The organism is Microvirga sp. Mcv34 (assembly GCF_024519725.1).
Taxonomy (GTDB): domain Bacteria; phylum Pseudomonadota; class Alphaproteobacteria; order Rhizobiales; family Beijerinckiaceae; genus Microvirga.
In genome coordinates this window covers 1-19,019 of sequence record NZ_JALJRK010000082.1, presented here as the reverse complement: position 1 = coordinate 19,019, position 19,019 = coordinate 1, and the positions used below count along the sequence as shown (strand labels likewise).

The 19,019-nt window shown below is 62.6% G+C and carries 14 protein-coding genes and 1 pseudogene; 6 read left to right on the top strand and 9 right to left on the bottom strand.

Annotated features, from left to right (window positions below):
- Positions 1–51: 51 nt before the first annotated feature.
- The 5 genes and pseudogenes from OC446_RS25105 to OC446_RS25085 form a co-directional block, all read right to left on the bottom strand.
- Positions 52–570, bottom strand: a complete 519-nt coding sequence (locus tag OC446_RS25105; protein WP_262031739.1) for a Spy/CpxP family protein refolding chaperone — start codon at positions 568–570, stop codon at positions 52–54.
- 237 nt (positions 571–807) lie between these two features.
- A complete protein-coding gene (locus OC446_RS25100) occupies positions 808–2,469 on the bottom strand; it encodes a SulP family inorganic anion transporter (RefSeq protein ID WP_262031740.1) in 1,662 nt (553 codons plus the stop codon).
- Positions 2,470–2,662: 193 nt separating this feature from the next.
- Positions 2,663–3,433 (bottom strand): polyphosphate kinase 2, encoded by a 771-nt coding sequence (gene ppk2, locus OC446_RS25095; protein ID WP_262031738.1) that lies wholly within the window; start codon positions 3,431–3,433, stop codon positions 2,663–2,665.
- Positions 3,434–3,780: 347 nt separating this feature from the next.
- A complete protein-coding gene (locus OC446_RS25090) occupies positions 3,781–4,626 on the bottom strand; it encodes an HD domain-containing protein (protein ID WP_262031737.1) in 846 nt (281 codons plus the stop codon).
- Between the two features lie 339 nt (positions 4,627–4,965).
- A pseudogene (locus OC446_RS25085) lies at positions 4,966–5,922 on the bottom strand (LysR family transcriptional regulator).
- A 154-nt stretch (positions 5,923–6,076) separates the two neighbouring features.
- Between OC446_RS25085 and OC446_RS25080 the strand changes: the two are divergent.
- The 4 genes from OC446_RS25080 to OC446_RS25065 all read left to right on the top strand — a co-directional run bounded on the left by OC446_RS25080 (position 6,077) and on the right by OC446_RS25065 (position 11,527).
- Entirely contained in the window at positions 6,077–6,475 is a 399-nt protein-coding gene (locus tag OC446_RS25080) for a RidA family protein (protein ID WP_262031736.1), read from the top strand.
- A gap of 99 nt (positions 6,476–6,574) precedes the next feature.
- A complete protein-coding gene (locus OC446_RS25075; protein WP_262031735.1) occupies positions 6,575–6,940 on the top strand; it encodes an ethanolamine utilization protein in 366 nt (121 codons plus the stop codon).
- A 297-nt stretch (positions 6,941–7,237) separates the two neighbouring features.
- Positions 7,238–9,451, top strand: coding sequence for a mechanosensitive ion channel family protein (locus OC446_RS25070; protein WP_262031734.1), 2,214 nt, complete (start codon positions 7,238–7,240; stop codon positions 9,449–9,451).
- A 318-nt stretch (positions 9,452–9,769) separates the two neighbouring features.
- Positions 9,770–11,527 (top strand): adenylate/guanylate cyclase domain-containing protein, encoded by a 1,758-nt coding sequence (locus OC446_RS25065; RefSeq protein WP_262031733.1) that lies wholly within the window; start codon positions 9,770–9,772, stop codon positions 11,525–11,527.
- A gap of 178 nt (positions 11,528–11,705) precedes the next feature.
- Here the strand turns inward: OC446_RS25065 and OC446_RS25060 are convergent, their stop codons facing one another.
- From OC446_RS25060 to OC446_RS25050, 4 genes are all read right to left on the bottom strand, one after another.
- On the bottom strand, positions 11,706–12,467 hold the full coding sequence (locus tag OC446_RS25060) for a dienelactone hydrolase family protein (RefSeq protein WP_262031732.1): 762 nt from the start codon (positions 12,465–12,467) through the stop codon (positions 11,706–11,708).
- A 283-nt stretch (positions 12,468–12,750) separates the two neighbouring features.
- Positions 12,751–12,972: a DUF6894 family protein gene (locus OC446_RS31120; protein WP_410055129.1), complete on the bottom strand. Its 222-nt coding sequence runs from the start codon at positions 12,970–12,972 to the stop codon at positions 12,751–12,753.
- 593 nt (positions 12,973–13,565) lie between these two features.
- Positions 13,566–14,420 (bottom strand): 3-hydroxybutyrate dehydrogenase, encoded by an 855-nt coding sequence (locus tag OC446_RS25055; RefSeq protein ID WP_262031731.1) that lies wholly within the window; start codon positions 14,418–14,420, stop codon positions 13,566–13,568.
- Between the two features lie 11 nt (positions 14,421–14,431).
- Complete coding sequence (locus OC446_RS25050) at positions 14,432–15,430, bottom strand: hypothetical protein (protein WP_262031730.1); 999 nt, start codon at positions 15,428–15,430, stop codon at positions 14,432–14,434.
- 304 nt (positions 15,431–15,734) lie between these two features.
- On the opposite strand from OC446_RS25050, the gene OC446_RS25045 reads away from it, so the two are divergent.
- Positions 15,735–16,901 (top strand): helix-turn-helix transcriptional regulator, encoded by a 1,167-nt coding sequence (locus OC446_RS25045; protein ID WP_262031729.1) that lies wholly within the window; start codon positions 15,735–15,737, stop codon positions 16,899–16,901.
- A 590-nt stretch (positions 16,902–17,491) separates the two neighbouring features.
- Positions 17,492–19,019, top strand: a 1,528-nt coding sequence (locus OC446_RS25040) for a DNA translocase FtsK (RefSeq protein ID WP_262031728.1), incomplete at its 3' end; no start/stop codon positions are given.

The following is a 19,019-nucleotide window of genomic DNA, read 5'->3' as shown; positions in this document are numbered from 1 at the left end:
ATCGATCCTGGAAAAGGTCGCCCGTGCGAAACAAGCGTTAGAGTCACAACACTAGTAAGGAAGTTCCCAGAGATCGACGTCGTCCTCGTCGTCCATGTCCATACGGCGGTTCTCCACCCCGGCTCGGAGCCCCTCAATGGCATGGACCGCCACAATTCGCAGCCGCGTCCTCTGATCGGGTGCGAGGCTCTGGTAAAGCGGCTGCCAAGCATCGGCGAGCTTTCTCAGGTTCGCGGCGCGTTCTGCAAGCACGTCGGAACGCTGCCGATAGAGTTGCACCGGATCGATGTCACGCGCCTGATCCATGTGTCCGGCCAGTGTGACCAACCGCCGATAGCGTGTCTCGGCCCTGGCGCGGATCGCCTCCTCCACCGCTGGCCAGAGCTTCTCCTGCTCCGGTGTGAGTTGCAGTGCGGCCTTGATCACCCCGACCCGAATGTCGGTCAGCATCTTGAAATCAGCCTGGCTCAGCGGTCCATTTCCAGGTGCGGCGGTTGGGCCCGAGGTGGCTTGCTGGGCATAGGCCATGGGCGCGCCGACGACGAACAAGGCCATCGCGACACCGATCATTCTCTTTCGCATCTTGATCTCCTGCTGGTTCCAGCAGTCGTCAGACTACAGAATCGATCGAGGTAAGCTTGATGGCTTGGGACATCATCTTAGCAGTTTGAGACAATGCCAAGACTGTAGCGGGGCGGCGGAATGCATGCCACCTAGTGTGTAGGAAGGGGCTCCAGCATACCTCGGTCAAGTCTCTGGTCGTGATAGGATCCTCACGCTCGGGCGCGATTATAAGGCTCAAACCCTTCACGGTGTGCCTTGGTATCGTGATATGGCCGCATCGATCGTGGGAGAGAACCGCGCTTCGCCGAACCGATCGAACAGCCCAAACCGCCGCAGTTTGTCCTTGACCGGATCCTTCAGTTCGGCAAACCGAAGCTCAATCCCCTGTTCCAGCAAGGCCTCGTCTAGTTCAGTCAGGGCATCAGCCGCCGTCACGTCAACGCTGGTGACCGGCGCTGCTGCGACAACGACGGCTCGCACGGGCGTCGGTGATTCCCTAACGGCAGCGAGGACGCGCTCCCGGAACAGCTCCGCGTTGGCAAAGAACAGGGGTGCATCCCAGCGGAACAGGACGAGGCCGGGTATTCGACTGGCCTCGGGATAGCGCGTGACGTCATGGTATCCTTCCACCCCGGCCGGATGCCCAAGGACCGCGGAGTACGGACGCCAGCCGTCCCACAGGAACTCGATGATGGCGATGATAATCGCCAACCCGATCCCCGGGATGGCGCCGAACACGGCCACGCCGGCGAAGCAGGTGATCGACAGCCAGAATTCCCAGCGCTGTATCTGATAGATCCGCCTGAGGTCGGACACTTCAAACAGCCCGATGGCTGACGCGATGACGACGGCCGCTAGAGCGGAGGTCGGCAGGTGCCGCAGGAGGTCGGGTGCCACAAGCAGCAGCAGAGCGATCGCAAGGGCGCCGACGACCCCGGTCACTTGCGTGCGGGACCCCGCAGCCTCCGCCACGGGCGTGCGCGAGCTGCTGCTGCTGATTGGAAAGCCTTGGAAGAACCCGGCGGCGAGATTGGCGGCTCCCAGACCTGTCATCTCCTGGTTGGGATCGACCGTCGTGTGTGTCCGTGCGGCGTAGGCACGGGAGAGCACGCTGGTATCGGCGAACGACACCATGGCAACGGCACACCCACCGACGAGGACCGGAACGACATCGCCGACCCCGATCCAGGGGATTGCGAACCGGGGCAGCCCCTGCGGCAGCGAGCCGAGGACGGACACGCCATTGCGCCCAGCGAGGTCGAACAGACCGACGAGGACGGTTGCACCAACCACGGCCACCAGGATGCCAGGGATCCATCGGCGTCCCCGCAGCAGCAGAATAGTCGCAAGCGTACCCACGCCGATCGCAAGAGCCACCCAGTTGGCCCGGCCGGCCAGAACGGCCCCGCCGATCGCCCACAGATCCCGCAACGGTCCCGTGCTCTCGACCGAGAAGCCGAAGAGCTTGGGAAGCTGGCTGATCAGAACGGTCAACGCGATGCCGTTCATGTAGCCGTACCGGATCGGCTTGGACAGAAGCTCGGTCACGAAGCCCAGGCGAGCCAGCCCGGCCAAGGTCAGGACCGTCCCCGACACGAGCGCCATCATGCCGCCCAAGGCGATGGCACGCTGCGGATCCCCGCCAGACAGCGGGAGCACGACACCGAGAATGACGGCCGCCAAGGCCGAGTCCGGTCCGAGGACGAGAATTCGGCTTGGTCCGAAGACCGCGTAGACCAGCAGAGGGATGATCGTCGCGTAGAGACCGCAGATGCCCGGCAGGCCGGATGCCACGGCATAGGCGATCCCGACGGGCACGAGCATGGTCGCAAGCACCAGACCGGCTACGACATCATGGCCTAACCAAGCCGCTTCGTACCGGAGGAGCATCCGGAGCCCAGGCATCCAGCGGGACCATTCGGCTGCATGGTTGGCTCCGAAAGCCACTGGCGCCCCGACCTGATAGCCTGCGCGTTGAACCACGCGTCCAGGGGCTGCATGGCCCCCGTCCGCAATTGGCGGCGTCGCAGCCCGGGAAAGCGGATCGATTGGTTGCGTGCCGGCCATGGCCGCACTCCGGGTTAAGCCGCCATCGCCCTCAATATCGGGCTGGCACGATGTGGGAAGCCGGCAGTCCGTCCTCCGCGCCCTTAGGCCTCGGCCCGGCCTTCGGCACCTTCGGCAGATCGACCTTGATCTTCTTGTAAGGAATCTGCCTCAGCATATGAGTAATCAGGTTGAGTCGGGCGCGGCGCTTGTCGTCGGACGGCACGATGAACCACGGATTTGACGGGGTGTCGGTGCCGCGCAGCATGTCCTGGTAGGCCAAGGTGTAATCCCACCAGCGGCGCACCGACTCTGTGTCCATCGGGCTGAGTTTCCAATGCTTGATCGGATCCGCGATCCGGTCGGCGAACCGCCGCCGCTGCTCATCCCGGCTGACGTCGAGAAAGTACTTGAGCAGGATAATGCCATTATCGACGATCTCCTGCTCGAACGATGGCACGAGGCGCATGAACCGCTCGTACTCGTCATCCGTGCAGAAGCCCATCACGCGCTCAACCCCGGCTCGGTTGTACCAGGAGCGGTCGAACAGCACGATCTCGCCGGCGGCGGGGAATTGCGCCACGTAGCGCTGGATGTAGAGCTGGCTTTTCTCGCGCTCGGTCGGGGCCGGCAGGGCGATGTGCCGAAACACCCGCGGGCTCACCCGCTGCGTGATCCGGCTGATGACCCCGCCTTTCCCGGCGGTGTCCCGGCCTTCGAAGACCACGATGATCCTCGCGCCCGTTGCTTTGACCCAGGTTTGCAGCCGCACAAGCTCGACCTGAAGCTTCCTCAGCTCGCTCTCGAACGTCTTCCGCTTCATCCTCTCTGGAACACCGGAGTCAACCGCCGCGCCGACGTCGGCTCGCTCGCTCTTTAGAAGCTCTTGACGCTTCATGTCACGCACCGCGTCCTAAAATGGCAAACCCGTAGGGCCGCAGATTTGGCAACACCGGAGCGAAGGTTCCATTCCCGATTCGCTGCGGGTACCGCTTGCAAGCAAGCATACGGAAACATCCTGCCATCGCTTGACCGAACGTGACGATGGCTTAGCATTTTGAGACAGTTCTCTCTCTTCGGTTCAAGGAACAGTGCCGCTGGATAGGGACCGCTACGGAGGAACCTTTCAGGTCACACGGCTGCTTCCATCCCAAGCTATGGGACGCGCCATCACCGCTGCGGCCCCATGAGCGCGAATGCATGCTGCGCACAGAACACGTGGCTATGCAGATTGGCGATCCACTCCCGGCCTGCGGCCGTCACGTTAAGGTAGGTGATGGCCTCTCCCAGATGCGGCGAGACGCTGGTCCAGTAAAAGTCGGGGAAGCGCTCGACTAGGTCCGCCGGAGAAGCATAGCCGAATTGACGATTGACGCCGATCTCCTCGAACTCATGGAACAAGGCATTGGCCTTCTTCAGGTAGAGAGGATCCCCAAGCTGCCCGATCAGATCGGCGGCCTGCACAAGCCGTCCCTCTCGATCCTCCTGTCCGGGCGCAGCGGTTTCCGGTGCCGGAAAACGCGTCAATTCGACGGCCTGAGCAACCCGTTCCGCATCGAGCAGGGGCGAGCCCGTCAGCCGATCCAAGACGAAGAGCTTGGAGCGGTCGACGTGATACGGGGCGAGCGCCGCATCCGAGGCACCACGCGGCAGGGTCACCGTCGTACCGTCCGCGTCGACCACGAACCGGTCATCGCCATCACCTTTTAGAATGCCACGGACATAGCCGATGTCGTGCAGCAGGCAGGCGATGATCAGGTGCGAGTAGTCATCCGGCTCTAGGCGTTCCGTCAGCATTCGGCCATGGAGGATATCTCGACCGACAAGGGTGACGAGAAAGGTGTGTTCGACGTTGTGATAGAGGGCGTCGCTCTTGCCGAGGCATTCCAGGGCCATACGCGCGGCGCCGTCAAGGCGTTCAGCTTTGTCCTGGTGCGCCGAACCGAACAGGCGGCGGAAGTCGTCTGCGATATGTCTCCCGAGCACATCCGCCATGATCGCTGGCATGGTCATCATGCCGACCTCCCAAAGCTGGGCCATCCTCGGAACGAGATTATAACCGACTTCGCTCAGAAACTCTGCAAGGCGCCTTCCGCAGACCTCCAGGCGTTCAGCTATCAGCGCGGCTCAGGCTAAAAGGGGCGCGCTGCGGGTCCGAATAGCGCGATAATTACCATGGGGCGGGGGAGGTGGCCGCGCTAACGACCACCAATCAGTCATCGGGCCATACGGCCTGAATGCCTCTATCAGAAGGAAGGTTTAGCTGAGGGGGCTTAAATTATGGAGGTTAAATTTAGCCTATTGGCATTGATCGGAAGCAAGAACTTGTCGGCTCATCAGGTGGTGAACGGACTTTCATTTAATTTTCTGTTTGTTTCTTTTTGATTCGATGCAAGCGTCCAGTGAATAATTGCTCTTCTCTTGCCTGACGTCCCTCACGACATCGAGAAACGCTCGCAATGCCGGCGGTACTGCTCGATGGCCTGGGTAATAGACGGCTGCTCCCTCTGGCTCGTGCATCCAAGCGGATAGGACCCTGCGCAATCGTCCTTCCGCAAGGGCGGCTTCGGCCGCCCAGTTCGCCACATATGCAATGCCCAGGCCCTACGCGGCCGCCTCCACCATCAAGTCTTCATCGTCGAGGACCACGGGTCCGGTTACATCGATGGTTAATTCCTGCCCGGCCCGCTCGAACTCCCATCGGTACAGCCTGCCACTGGGCATGCGGTGGCCGATGCAGCGATGATGCTGCAACTCCTCTGGGGTCCTCGGCTCACCAGCGCGATCGAGATAGGCAGGCGATGCGACGCAGACGAAATGTATGGGGCTGGCGAGCGGCACCGCGATCATGTCCTTGGGGATTGATCCGATGAGGCGCACCCCGGCATCGAAGCCTCCTGACACAATATCGATCAGCCGCCCCTCGACGACGAGATCCACCGTCACGTCGGGAAACCGTACCGCCATGCGAGGGAGAACATCACGCACGAGAGCGGCCGCGGCCACGCGTGGCGCGTTGACCCGGACTGTGCCTGCCACCTTGCCTCGGAAGGCGGTGACAGCGTCTAACGCTTCATCCAGCGACGAAAGGGTTGCTTGCAGTCGGCTGAGCAACTCTAGCCCGGCTTCCGTTGGCGAGACGCTGCGGGTCGTCCGGTTGAGAAGGCGTACGCCCAGCCGATCCTCAAGGCCGCGCATTGCGTGGCTCAGTGTCGATGGCGCCGTGCCCAGTTCGTCCGCTGCCCGGCGAAAGCTGCGATGGGTAGCAACGGCCACAAAGGCAGTCAGATCGTTGAGGGAGGGGCGCATCATTGATGGCAATTTTGCATCAACCTATGCCGATTTCAACGTCTAATCGCATGAACCAGGGGCCGCTATCTCCTGCTCCAGCAAGGCAGATCCCGACTCTCAATCGGGACGAGCCATTGTTCCAAAGCTTCATCCGATCTGAACAAAGGCGAAAAGAATGTCCAAACGCGATGCGATCTTCCCAGCCGGCCGGCAGGCGCTTTACGAGATCAACCGCTACTCCGCTGCCATTCGAGCCAGTGAGCTGCTCTTTGTCTCCGGACAGGTCGGCAGCCGCGAGGACGGCTCACCCGAGCCTGACTTCGCAAAACAGGTAGAGCTTGCTTTCGCCAATCTCCGTGAGGTTCTGAAGGCGGCAGGCTGCACTTTCGACGATATATTGGATGTGACGACGTTCCATACGGATCCTGAGACACAGTTCGAGGTCATCATGTCTGTCAAAGACAAAATGTTCTCTCAGAAGCCTTATCCCAACTGGACCGCTGTTGGGGTGAACTGGCTTGCAGGCTTCGACTTCGAGATCAAGGTAATAGCGCGGATCCCAGCGGCTGCCTGAACTGCCACCCGATTTGATCACCCGTTTGGATGAAATACGTCCTTCGGCGACCAACTAACCCGACCTATCAGAATCCTGGCTCAAAATGGAGCTATATCCATGGATGTTCGCAAGTTCTCTATCGCCGACGCATCGTTCGAGCGCTCGCCTGGCCAAGACGGGGAGGTGTTCGCGGGCAATGTGATCGACCAGCGCCACGGCGGGCCGATCACCATCGGCTACGGCCGCTACGGGCCCTGCCAGAGCATCGATGAGACCATTGCCGTGCACGACGTCATGGTGGTGCTTGAGGGAATCCTGTCGGTCATATCGAGTACCGGCACGGTCACTGCCGGTCCAGGCGAGATCGTCTATATGCCTAAGGGCGAGGCAGTTACGATCCGGTCACATGAGCAGGGGGCAATCACCGCCTACGTCACATATCCGCACTGGCAGGAGGCCGAAGTAGGCCGAAGGTCCGCTTGAGCTAGGAACACCGCATGTTCTGGAGGCCTGTGGAACTTTACTTCCTGATCCAAAGCTGACCTTGCCAACGCCAGACGCTGACGCCGAGCGTATCCGAATGCGATCGAGGCGAGGAACCGGCTTCGCGGTTCGCAGGTAGATGTCTCAAACGGACAAGCGGCTGTCCGATGCGGTCAAGCAGGCGGTCGCCGATGGCTTTACGGTACCAATTCCGTAGCTGGCCATGCCCTGAGCCGTAGATGGCTGTGCCTGACTGGTTGTTCGAAGCCCCTTCGCCGAGCACAGGACACACGTGCCATGGCAGCGATCTCCCGAACCCCGTCCGGCTGGCTGCTGTCCCGTTGCCTCGCCGTGTTGATTTTGGGCTTGTTTTCCACGGCTCAAGCGGCGGAGCCGGCGCCACAGCCGCCGGCCGGGCTGAGCCAGGCGCAGTTCGACAGTCTTGTCGACGCAATCAGCAAGGCTGTGGCTGCGAGGCTCAAAGAGGGCGGTAGGGGACAATTGACCGACGGTGCCCCGGCGCTGACCGAGGCCGCCGCTCCGGATCGGGAGCCCGGACCGTCGATCCCGGCCTTCAGCGCGCGCGCCAGGGCGATCCTGTCCGCCTATCCCGACCTGTCCCGTGAGATCGCCCGCATTCCCAGCCTTCTCGACCAAGGCGAAGAGGGCCGCAGTCCCGGTAACTTCGCAGCACTCCTGGCGTTAGCCGCCTCCGCCGCGCTCGCGGCCGAAGCACTGGTTCGCTATGCGCTGCTCGGCGTTCGACGCAGGCTCGCGGCGCGCATCGCCGCTGATCACGATAGAGTCGGCCTTGGCAGTCTCATTGGCCTTGCCGTCATCGATGCCATCGCCGTTGGCGCCGTCTGGCTCGTCGGCTATGGCGCCGTCGCCATCTGGTTTTCCGGCACCGGCGCGCAGTCCCAGTTGGCAATGCTGGTGCTCGCGGGCATCCTGACCTGGCGTCTCTACATGCTGGCGTTCCGCTTGGTGCTGCGTCCGGACCTGCCCGACGCACGGCTCGCAGTCATGCCCGACCGGGATGCCCGCGCCCTGTATGGCAGCATCACGGCGGTGGTGCTCGCCATCGTGGCGGCCAGAAGCCTAACGCGGGTGCTGATCGCCATCGGCTCGCCCCCGGAGGCGATCGCGGCGGAACAGATCGCTGCCAACCTCTTCCTGCTTGCCATTCTCATCACTCTGGTCGCCGCCTCGCGCGAGGCCGTGGCGGGTTGGTTCGCGAGCCTCGCCCGCCCGGCTGGTCCTTCGATCGGACGGCTTGCCGCTCGATACTGGCACGGCCTGGCAATACTCTTCTTCGGGTTCCTCGTGGCGGCCGCGATCTACGGCGCGATCATGGAGCGCTACACCGTCCCCAGGGCGCTGATCCTGACGCTCAGCGTCATCCTCGCGCTGATCTTCCTCCAGACCGTGATCGTCTTCCTTTTGCGGAGGCCGGCGGGCTCCGGCGACGCCTCGCTGCCGCTCGCATCTTCCGGGCCGCGCCTCGGCGGTCTCGTCGCGCGCTGCCTCACCGTCGCCGCCCTGATCGGCGCGGCCGTGCTGGTCACGCAGTTCTGGATCGTCGATGTCCTCGCCCTTGTCGATTCGGGGGACTGGGCACGGCTCACCCATGCCTCGCTTACGACAGGGATGACGCTGTTCGCGGCCTACGTCGCCTGGGAGGCGATCCTATTCGCGACGGCACGCTATGGCGTCGTGAACTCCGGTAGCGCGGGCGGGTCGGGCGAGGAGAAACAGGCGGGCGGCAGCTCTCGGCTGGCGACCCTCATGCCGCTTCTGCGCGTCTTCGCGTCGATCGCGATCCTGGTGATCGCGCTCCTCATCGTGCTGTCGGATCTCGGCGTCAACATCACGCCGCTGATCGCGGGCGCCTCGGTGTTCGGCCTGGCCATCTCGTTCGGCAGCCAGACGCTGGTGCGCGATATCGTATCCGGCATCTTCTATCTTGCGGACGACGCTTTCCGAGTCGGCGAGTACATCGATTGCGGCAAGGCCAAGGGCACCGTGGAGGGCTTCACGCTACGCTCGATCAAGCTCCGGCACCAGAACGGCCAGTTGCACACGATCCCGTTCGGTCAGCTTGGCCAGATCACCAATTTCAGCCGCGACTGGACGACGGTGAAGTTCAATTTCCGCTTCGCCCGCAAGACCGATCTCGAGAAGCTGCGCAAGACGGTGAAGGCGATCGGCCAGGACATGTTGGAGGATCCGGAGTTGAAGGGCAATTTCCTGGAGCCGTTGAAGATGCAGGGCGTGACGGACATCACCGACAACGCGCTCGTCGTGCGTTTCAAGTTCACGGTCAAACCGATGAATCCGAGCCTAGTGCAGCGCCAGGCAATCAAGCGCATGGTCGCTGCCTTCGCGGCGAATGGGATCGAGTTCGCCGACGCCACGGTTGCCGTGCAGACCCTCGGTGCCGCGCTCGACACGCCAGCCGCCGGCGCGAGTGCCGCCAGCAGCCGCCTGCGAGACGTCGCATCGGGATGATCCGGCGGCTGCCGCAAGGGCCTCATCCTTATCCGCCGCAGCCGGGTAGCGGCCGCGTCGGCGAGGTGATCGTTGAAGGTGAGGATCGCTCCCTTCCTTCGAATGACGCCGTCCTTACATTCGACCGCAACAGACCTTTGCAGTGACGGCGTCGCGGATCCTGTTCCTGTTGAAGGCGGCTCTCTCGCGAGGCGTCGCCACATGACCGTCTCAGTGGTATCATGAGCCAGCACGGTCGCGGTGTCGGGCAGCCGGATGGTGCATGTCGCGTCAATCGCCTGGGCTTCATCCGGTGGATCTCCTGAGGGAGAGACAGCCATGGCGACTGCAAGAGCGGAGCGGCGGCTGGCCGCGATCCTGGCCGCTGACGTCGTCGGCTACTCCCGCCTCGTCGAACAAGATGAGGCTGGGACGCTGTCGGCCCTGAAGGTTCTGCGCCAGGAGGTGATCGATCCGCTATTGGCCGAGCATCACGGTCGCATTGTCAAGCTGATGGGCGACGGAGCGCTCGTGGAGTTCAGCTCGGTCGTCGATGCCGTCGCGTGCGCGGTCGCCATCCAGAAGGATATTGCCGAGAACCAGGCGGATATCCCGACGGAGCGACGCATCATCTTCCGGATCGGAGTCAATCTGGGCGATGTGATCCACGAGGTCGACGGAGACCTCTACGGCGACGGCGTCAACATCGCGGCCCGCCTCCAGGGCTTGGCAGATCCAGGGGGGATCTGCATTTCCGGCACGGCCTACGATCACCTCCTGGGCAAGCTTGCCTGCGATTACGAGTATCTAGGCGAACGCTCGCTCAAGAACATGGAGCGACCGGTGCGACTGTACCGCCCCCTTCCGGACGGGATGACCGCACGAACGGTCCCGCCCAGGCCCGCACTGCCGGACCGACCATCCATTGCCGTTCTTCCGTTCAACGCCATGAGCGCCGACCCGGAGCAGGACCTCTTCAGCGATGGGCTCACCGAGGACATCACTACCGCGCTGTCCAAGCTCAAGGGCTTCTTCGTGATCGCCCGCAACACGATGTTCACCTACAAGGGAAGGCCTGTGGATGTGCGCGCCGTCGGGCGCGAACTCGGAATCCGCTATATTCTCGAGGGGAGCGTCCGCAAGTCCGGCAACCGCGTGAGGGTGACCGCGCAGCTCATCGATGCGGCTTCCGAAGCCCATCTCTGGGCCGAGAGGTACGACGGCGACCTCGGCGACATCTTCGTCATTCAGGACGAAATCACCGCAAGCGTCGTCGGCCGGATCGGGCCGGAGCTTCTGGCGGCAGAGCATGCCCGCGAAAGCCCCAAGCCGCATCACGGCCTGGATGCCTGGGAATGTGTCGTTCGAGCGGTGTTTCTCTGTTCCCAGTTGTCCGAGGAGAGCAGCCGAAAGATGCTCCCACTACTCGATCGGGCCATCGAACTGGCCCCCGACTATGCCCAGGCGCTCGCCATGAAGGGTTGGATTACAATGTGGCGCGCGTTCCAGGGGTGGGAGGACATGGGATGCGCCCTGGCGCTTGCCAGGGATGTCGTTCAAAAGGCTATTGCCGCCGACGATAAAGAACCGTGGGCTTACCTTGCGCAGACGATGACGGCCTATGCGACACGGGACGATGCCCTGGCGATGGCAGCTGTCAGCCAGGCTGTCGCGATCAACCCCAACTCCGCGTTTGCACACGGCCAGTTGGGACTTGCGAATGCCAACGGGGGCCGCGCGGCGGAGGCCATTCCTTGCATCGACTACGCCCTCAGACTGAGCCCGCGCGAGGCTTTCCTCGGCGACTTCCAGTTCTATTATGCAATGGCTTACTTCCAGGGCGCGAATTACGAGCTTGGATTGAATTATGCGCGGGAGGCGCATCGCCTGCGGTCCGGCCATGCATACCCGCTGATCATCGGTACGACCTGTGCCGGGCTTCTAAACGACCAGGAGGCTGCTAAGGGCCTCCTCAGGCGGCTCAAGTCGCTGGTCCCCGAGATCTCACGGGACTGGGTCGGAGCAACGTCCTGCTTCGTGCGCGCCGATGATCGGGCACGCCTCATTGATGGGCTTGCCCGAGCCGGCCTGGATTGACCCGGAAAACTCATCGCTTGTCGGTGAAGGGCGTTCCCGGCCGCATGTCGCGGTGACTTCGACAAACATCCCGCCTGCCAGGATCAGGATGGTGCACATCGAGGTCTGATATGTGCACTGCTTCCGATCCACAATGCGCCTCACGGCCCGTGCCAGTCGAAAATGTATGCAGCCGCTCTCAGGGCGGCTTCCCTTTCAGGGTCCGATCAAGGAAGGCGTGAGCGCGTGCGAGCGCATCCTCCGCGGCCTTTGCATCGTAGGCGGCGGGAAACCCGAAGATCGAGCCGGCTGCGCCCCAGTGCGGGTCGGCGAACCCGTGCTTCACCCCGGGATAGATCTGAACCTCAATGGAGTTTCCGTCTCCACCCGTTGGTCGGGCGACCTCCTCGCATTCCTGCGCGCGCGTGCGCTGGTCCTCCCGCCCTATCAGGATCAGCAGTGGGAACGCAGCCTTCTGGACCTGACCGAGTGCGGTACACTCAGGATAATATGCCAAGCCGGTCTTGAAGCCGAGACTCTTATCGTTGACGACGCTTGACTGCGACTGTGGCTCAGCGAGCGTGAGAACAATGACCCCTCCGGTCGCGAATCCGAGAAGGCCCACTCGGTCGCGCTGCACCATTGGCAGACCAGCCAAGTAGAAGAGGCCACCGTAAGCGTCGGCAATCCGGTCCACACCAGGAGGCTCCTGACCGTTCAGGAAACACCCGGCTTCCGCCTGTCGGGTGGTCCAACTGTCGAGCACGAGCGTGACATAGCCCCAAGCGGCCAGTTGCGCCGTGAGCGTTTCGCGGATGAAAGGGGTCAGGCCGACGCAGTCGGGGAGCACCACGACGGCCGGAAAGGGACCGTCGCCCGTGGGCTTGGACAAATAGCCCTCAATGCGGGTTCCTGGTGTCGGTTTTGGCTCCTCGCCGCGCTCGCGCATCTTCCTGGCCATGAGACCGCCCACAGGCCGAGCGGCGGCCTGAAGCTCGACTTTCTCAACGGCGACAGAGGGTGGGCCCGGTTCAGTGTGTTGGGCCCATGCTCCGGTTGCGAGGACAAGCCCTATGGCAGCACTGATAAGGTACCGCATGGCACTGCTCCCGTGCCCTGTCCCATTGCATATTCTTACCAGTTCCGCCTGTTGGTGACGAGGGGAATGGGAGACCGCTGTGGTGCTTCATCAGATCAGGGTGCCAACTCCACAGACGAGCTTGCGCGGGCATCGGACGATTGTCTCATCCACGCGACGGCGGGCGGAATGGGATCTTGAATGCAAGACGACCGTCCTCGCCCGACACCGCAATGAAGCTGCTGTCTTGATCTCGAACATGATCCACCAGAAGCATGGCTGTAGAGTGTGCGTGGGTCCGGGCTTCCTGGTGGTCCCGAAACTCTCTCCCATGATGGTCGACAGTCGGGTGTCCGTTCAGAACAACGTTGAAGAAGTACTTCGGCATCGACGAGACCTGCAAAGCCCATCGAATACGTCAATCACCACGATCCGCCTTGCGGTTTATCAACGTTGTGGGGCGATGTGGTTCTCTAACACCTCAGGGATTATCCGGTGTGGTGACAAATATGCTCCAATGCGATTGTCCCAGGCCGGTCATAGGCCCCAGAGCTTTCAGACGTTCGCTCTACCGAAGGCCTACCAGAACGTGCGCGTCTTTCCCTGGCATCGCAGCCGCTAATTCAGGCTCACACCTAACCCCATCAGGGGATCGGGTTGACTGGGCCGTAGCTCCAGACCATTGAAGCCATTGAGAGAACGCCGCTCATGAGAAGAACGCCTAAGAAGATGGCCCTGAACGGAATGTGCCTGGACCTCCACATGAGCCGCGTCGCTTCTGTGTGGTCAGATCCAGATATCGTGGGATAAGCAGCCATTGGTGCCTCCCTTCTTCAAGCTTATAGAATACCCTGATCACAGGCTCCATGTCGCCAACATAGATCAATCAGGGCATTAGATTTCCGGCGCTCCACGGAACGCGAAGCTCGCTTCATAGCGCGGCATGTCCAATGCTGGTACTCGGCAGCCATCCCACCAGTCTCAGACGGCTATCCAGCCACCGTCCATGGAGTAGGCGGCTCCTGTAATGGTGCGAGCATGAGAGCCACAGAGGAACACCGTGAGTGCACCTATGCTCTCGGTTGACGAGAACTCGTGCATCGGCTGCTTCGCGCGCAGCAGTTCCATGCGTGCTTCTGCCGAGGTCATCCCGGATGCCGCAGCCCGTGCTTCCACCTGCCGCTGAACAAGCTCGGTTAGCACCCAGCCCGGGCAGATCGCATTGCACGTGATGCCGTCGTTGGCAGTCTCCAGGGCAACAACCTTGGTCAACCCCAGCAGGCCATGCTTGGCTGCCACATAGGCGCATTTGTTTGCGCTCGCGACGAGGCCGTGGACGGATGCGATGTTGATGATGCGCCCCCATCCCCGTGAACGCATGCCCGGCAGGACCGCCTTGGTGGCATGGAATGCCGCGCTCAGGTTGAGCGAGAGAACCTCATCCCAACTCGCGTCAGCAAAGGATTCGATCGGGGCAGCATGCTGGATCCCAGCATTGTTGACCAGGATGTTGACTGGGCCGAACTGCTCCTGCGCGAACGCGATGAGCCGCTCCGCGTGGCTACTCTTCCGAAGGTCCGCCGCATGATATCGAGCCTCGACATTCCAAGCCGTGGCGAACGCGTCCGCGAGGCGATCGCCTTCCTCGCCCGACCTACGGCCGTTGAGGACAAGATTGCAGCCCGCCTCCGCCAGAGCTCGTGCAATCCCCTCGCCGATGCCTCTCGTCGAACCCGTGACGATGGCAGTGCGGCCTGCAAGCGGGCGAAGGACCTGTTGCGTCGCAGCTTCAGCGGTGAGACTGTGCACTTCAAGCGGAGGCATGGTGGCGTGCATGGATTGGGTCCTCAGGGTTTCGGAGGCACTGATACACCGGCAGGGTTCACGGACGGCTTGTGTGTGTCGACCATCCGCCGGAGGCGGGCTCTCACACCGACGACGCCCTTGATGGCGAGCGGCAGGGCCAGGACCGGAAGCACGCACGCCGCCACGTAAGCCTCCGTAGCCGCGGGCAGGGCTGATCCGGCCGCAGCCCAGGCCAGGGTGACGTTGCGGTTGCCGCTCACGAGCCCGATCGTGAACGCGTCCCTGGCACCCCAGGACGCAAACAGGAGAGAGCCCACGAGGCCTGCTCCCAGGTTGGCGCTGATGGCCGCCATGGCGAAGACGGTGAACGCACCCGGGTTGGTGACCCAATGGGCGCGAATGCCGCTCATCATGGCAAGACCCACGATCATGAGGCCGATCACGGCTACGCCGGCTGCGGCCACCTGGTCCGGCAGAACGGTTTCGACCTTGCGGCGCCAACGCCGCGCCGCCTGCGCAAGGGCAGCGGCGGCGCCGATGATCAAAGCCAAGCGCCAGGCGAGATGGGTCATGTCGACGGCGGTCCCGACGCCGAAAGCCGAAGCGAACGCTGGCATGGACAGAGGGGCCGCCAGGGTCAAAGCAATGGAAGTCAGCAGAGCAAGGCGCGGCTGGAGGCCGAGCATTGCTGCGATTGCCGCGGCACTGCCGACGGGAGGTGCGAGCACCGAGAGAAGGATACCCGCCTCCAGAGCTGGATCAAGACGGAGTTGGAATACGACGGCGGCCGCGATCAGCGGCACGCCAAGACCGACCCATGCCAACGCCAGGAGGATACGCCGCCAGCCCAGGGACCTCTCGGCGGGCGCGAGGCTCGCGCTCAGAAAGGAGCCTAACGTGAGCAGGAAGGCCGAGATGGGTAGCGCTTGGTAGGCCGCCGTCGCGAGTGGGGCGAACGCCGCTCCAAGCGCCAGGGAAATCACCAGCAGGGCAGGTCCGCGACGGCCGACGCAGGAGAGACCTTGACCAAGAAAGCGCATGGCGGGCTCCATTGCCACGAGCCGAACCGGGCGCATGGCCGCAGGACATGGGACGGGACAGCGGACAATCGGACGCCAAGCACGCAGGCGACCGAGGGCCCTGGCGGATCGCACTCCTGCGTCGTGGTCCCGGGAGCGGGGCGAAGCGACGCCTGGGGCAGGTCTTGCAGGGAAGATTGCCGAACTCCGGCCACGGCCGCATCCCCCGAACGGGGGATACGGAAATCGGGCTTGAGAATGCTAATGTTCCGGCTGCCAAGTGCAGGAGGGCGGCTCGGGGGGCTGGGTCACGGAGGTTTGCTCCATGTCGGAAGGTCACCTTCTTGCGCTCACCGAGGAAATCTACGATGCGGCCGCAGGCGGCACCTCCTGGGCCGTCGTCGGCAGGAGCCTGTCGAAACTGGTCCGCGCGAGCAACGGCTGGCTCTGCACCATGGACCAACAGGGTGAGAATGCCAATCTCCTCTACCGTGCGGACTATCCTGACAAGGAGATCGTCGCCTATCAGGCCTATTACCGCCACGTCGACCTGTGGACCGTTCGCACGATGCAAGCAGTCCGCAGCGCCAGTCCTACGGCGCCCCTGAGGGCAAGGACCAGCGGCTTCCTAGTCCCGGATACCGAGTATGTGCGAAGCGAGTTCTATGCAGATCTCGGGCGGCATGTCGGCCTGAGGCACGTCGTCGGGACGGTGATCCCACTTGGGACGGCTGGCCTGATGCCCGTTTGCCTCCACCGGGCGGATGGTGAAGGGCCTTTCGAACCGGCGGACGCGCGGCTCCTGGACCATCTGCTGCCGCATCTGCGCCGCGCCATGCAATTGCGGCACAAGCTTCATCCCGATCCATCCTCCGCTTCCGCAGCTTCGTCAGCGCTTGATGCGCTCGCGAGTGCGGTAGTGGTCGTCGACGCGGACATGGGAATCGTGCTCGCGAACACCGCGGCGGAGGCGCTGGCGGCCGGCCAAGCGGGCTTGAGGTTCGCCGACCAGAAGATCGGGCCCTGCCTGCGCAACAGGATGCTGACAGCCCTGCACCACGAGGACCAGAGCGCCATGAGTGCGCTCGTTCAGGCGACGGCGCTGCGTGGATCGCCGGGAGGGGGCCTGCGGGTGCGGGATGCTGCTCTTACTCCGAGGCTTGCGGTTCTCGTCAGCCCCCTGCCAAGTCGGCTTTCCGATGGCTATGGGGGGCTATCCGGACGTGTTCCCGGCAGGGCCCTTATCCTGCTGCGGGATCTCGGGGATGTCTCCCGCGCACCGGAACCTGCCCTGCTGCGTCGTCTGTTCGGCTTGACCCGGGCGGAAGCGGAGGTGGCCTGCGCCCTTTACGGCGGCGCCACCAAAAGCGCAGTGGCGGTCAAGCGCGGCTTGCAGGAATCGACGATTAGGAGCCAAGTCGATGCCATCCTTCGCAAGAGTGGCACAACAAACCTGCGCGATCTCGAACGGCTCCTTACCAGCCTGCGCTAAGCCATACCGCTCTCGTTGAGGTGAGAGGCCAAGCGCCGGCCTTGCTCAAAAAAGTATAAGTCTGCTCCTAGCGGGCACAGGCAGAAGTACACCGAACTTCCATGATGAGGCGATATCCGGACTTTTGAGCAACAGAGCCTGGCGCTGCCAGGGATTGATCTGGTCGAGATAGGCGGTGTTCACGAGTACGGTCGAATCATTCCTTTACGTCCAGAACAGATCGTTGTTCACTTTTTGTTTCCGATGACGCAGCCTGGCCTGGTGTTGGGAGTGCGACCGCTGGAACGCGGTGGACGACGTCTTCGCCTTGATGGTGAGGCTGTTTGACGAGGCATCCATGCTTCGGCTGTCGATTATCGGCAGGGACATCCCAGGCATGCTGCCATCCAATAACTCTCTCTTTACCCCCATGAGCGACAGTCCCGGACGGCAGCAGCTTCCCTGCTTCTGCCTCAATGGATTTGCAAGCAGTCATGCGTAACTCATTCAAGCCTAATGATTTTCTTCCGAACGCGATTCAGCACGACGGTCGGGATTCGGAAGCGACCTCGGAGGTTGCAAGGACGGAGGGCGCACAGGTCGAGGCCAGCATGCAGTTCGCTTGGCAGGCGCCGTGGTCATCGGTCGGCGAGGCCCAGCCTGGCTGGTGGCCAGCCTTTGAGCTGTCCAAGGACGTGAGGGCAACGCGCACGCCTGACCGTTTCATCAAAAAGCAGATCGACACGAACGTCGTGGCACTGATTGCTGAAGAGGGAATTGAAGTCGCCCATGCGGCGCGCCAGGAGGATCAGGCGGCACAGGATGCGATCCACAATCGGATCGAGAGGCTTCGCGCCGCCATAGAGGCGAGGTCGACCGACGCCCATGTCTTCGAGACGACGCTCGATTCCCGACCTGCGGTGGCGGTGCCTGCAAACGAGCAGTCGGAAGAAGAGGCCACTTATGTCTCTCATGACCCAGTTGCGGACGATCTCGAACCGACCCTCGACAATGAGCCTGTCCTGGAGAGTTTTTACGCGGATGTGAGCCTGGAGAACGGGAGCGAGGAGACTGTTATCGATACGACCGCCGAAGAGAGCGCGGAACGACGGACTTTCGAGACGGAGCCCTCCGCTTCCGTGGAACTGCTCCTGCCTGTTCCGGTCTCCGCTGTATCACCGCTTTTCTCAGGGTTTGCTTTCCAGTCCAGCCTTTACAAGGTGGTCCTTGCGGCTGGATCATTCCTGATCGACGACACGCCGATGGAAGCCGAGAGCTTCGATCGCGGGACGTTTGCCGGGGAAGCCGCCTATGACGCGCACGAGTTCGAGTGGGCTGCAGCGCCTGAGGAGAGTGGTCTCTCCTCCCAGGAACCGGAAGAGATGGTTGCGTCGGATATTGCTGAGCCCGGCTTCGGAGACGCAGTCGTGCATGATGCGGCTGACGGGATAGATCTGGGGTATCTGTCCTTGTTTGGCGACGAGTTCGCGACCGCAGAGATGGCAAGCGAGGCTCCCGTCGCCGATGAATGCCAGGAAACATCGGCTGACCCGGTCGTCGACTTTGTGATGGAGAAAGTCTCCCTGCCGATGTCGGGCCAAGCGGCCCAGGTGATCGAGTTCCCCATGTCCGAGCGCGCGTTTTCGGAGCCTAGAAAGTGCGTTGGCTATGAACTCCCGTCCATCGAATTGCTCGCTCCGCCGCCGCCGCGAGAGGGGGAGGTTCTCACCGAGGATATCCTTGAGGAGCGGGCCGGTCGCGTGGAAAAGGTCATCCGCGATTTCGGAGTGAAGGGCGAGGTCATCCACGTTCATCCCGGCCCTGTGGTCACTTTGTACGAACTGGAGCCTGCTCCAGGTGTCAAATCCTCGCGTGTCATTGCCCTCTCGGAAGATATTGCCCGCTCTATGAGCGCCGTTTCGGCGCGCGTTGCGGTGATTCCCGGACGCAATGCCATCGGCATCGAGCTTCCGAACGCGACCCGGGAGACGGTCTATCTCCGGGAGATGCTGGAAGCAGCGGATTTCCAGGGATCGGTTCAGAAGCTCCCGATCTGCCTCGGCAAGACCATCGGCGGCGAGCCCGTCATCGCCGATCTCGCCCGCATGCCCCACCTGCTGGTGGCCGGCACCACCGGCT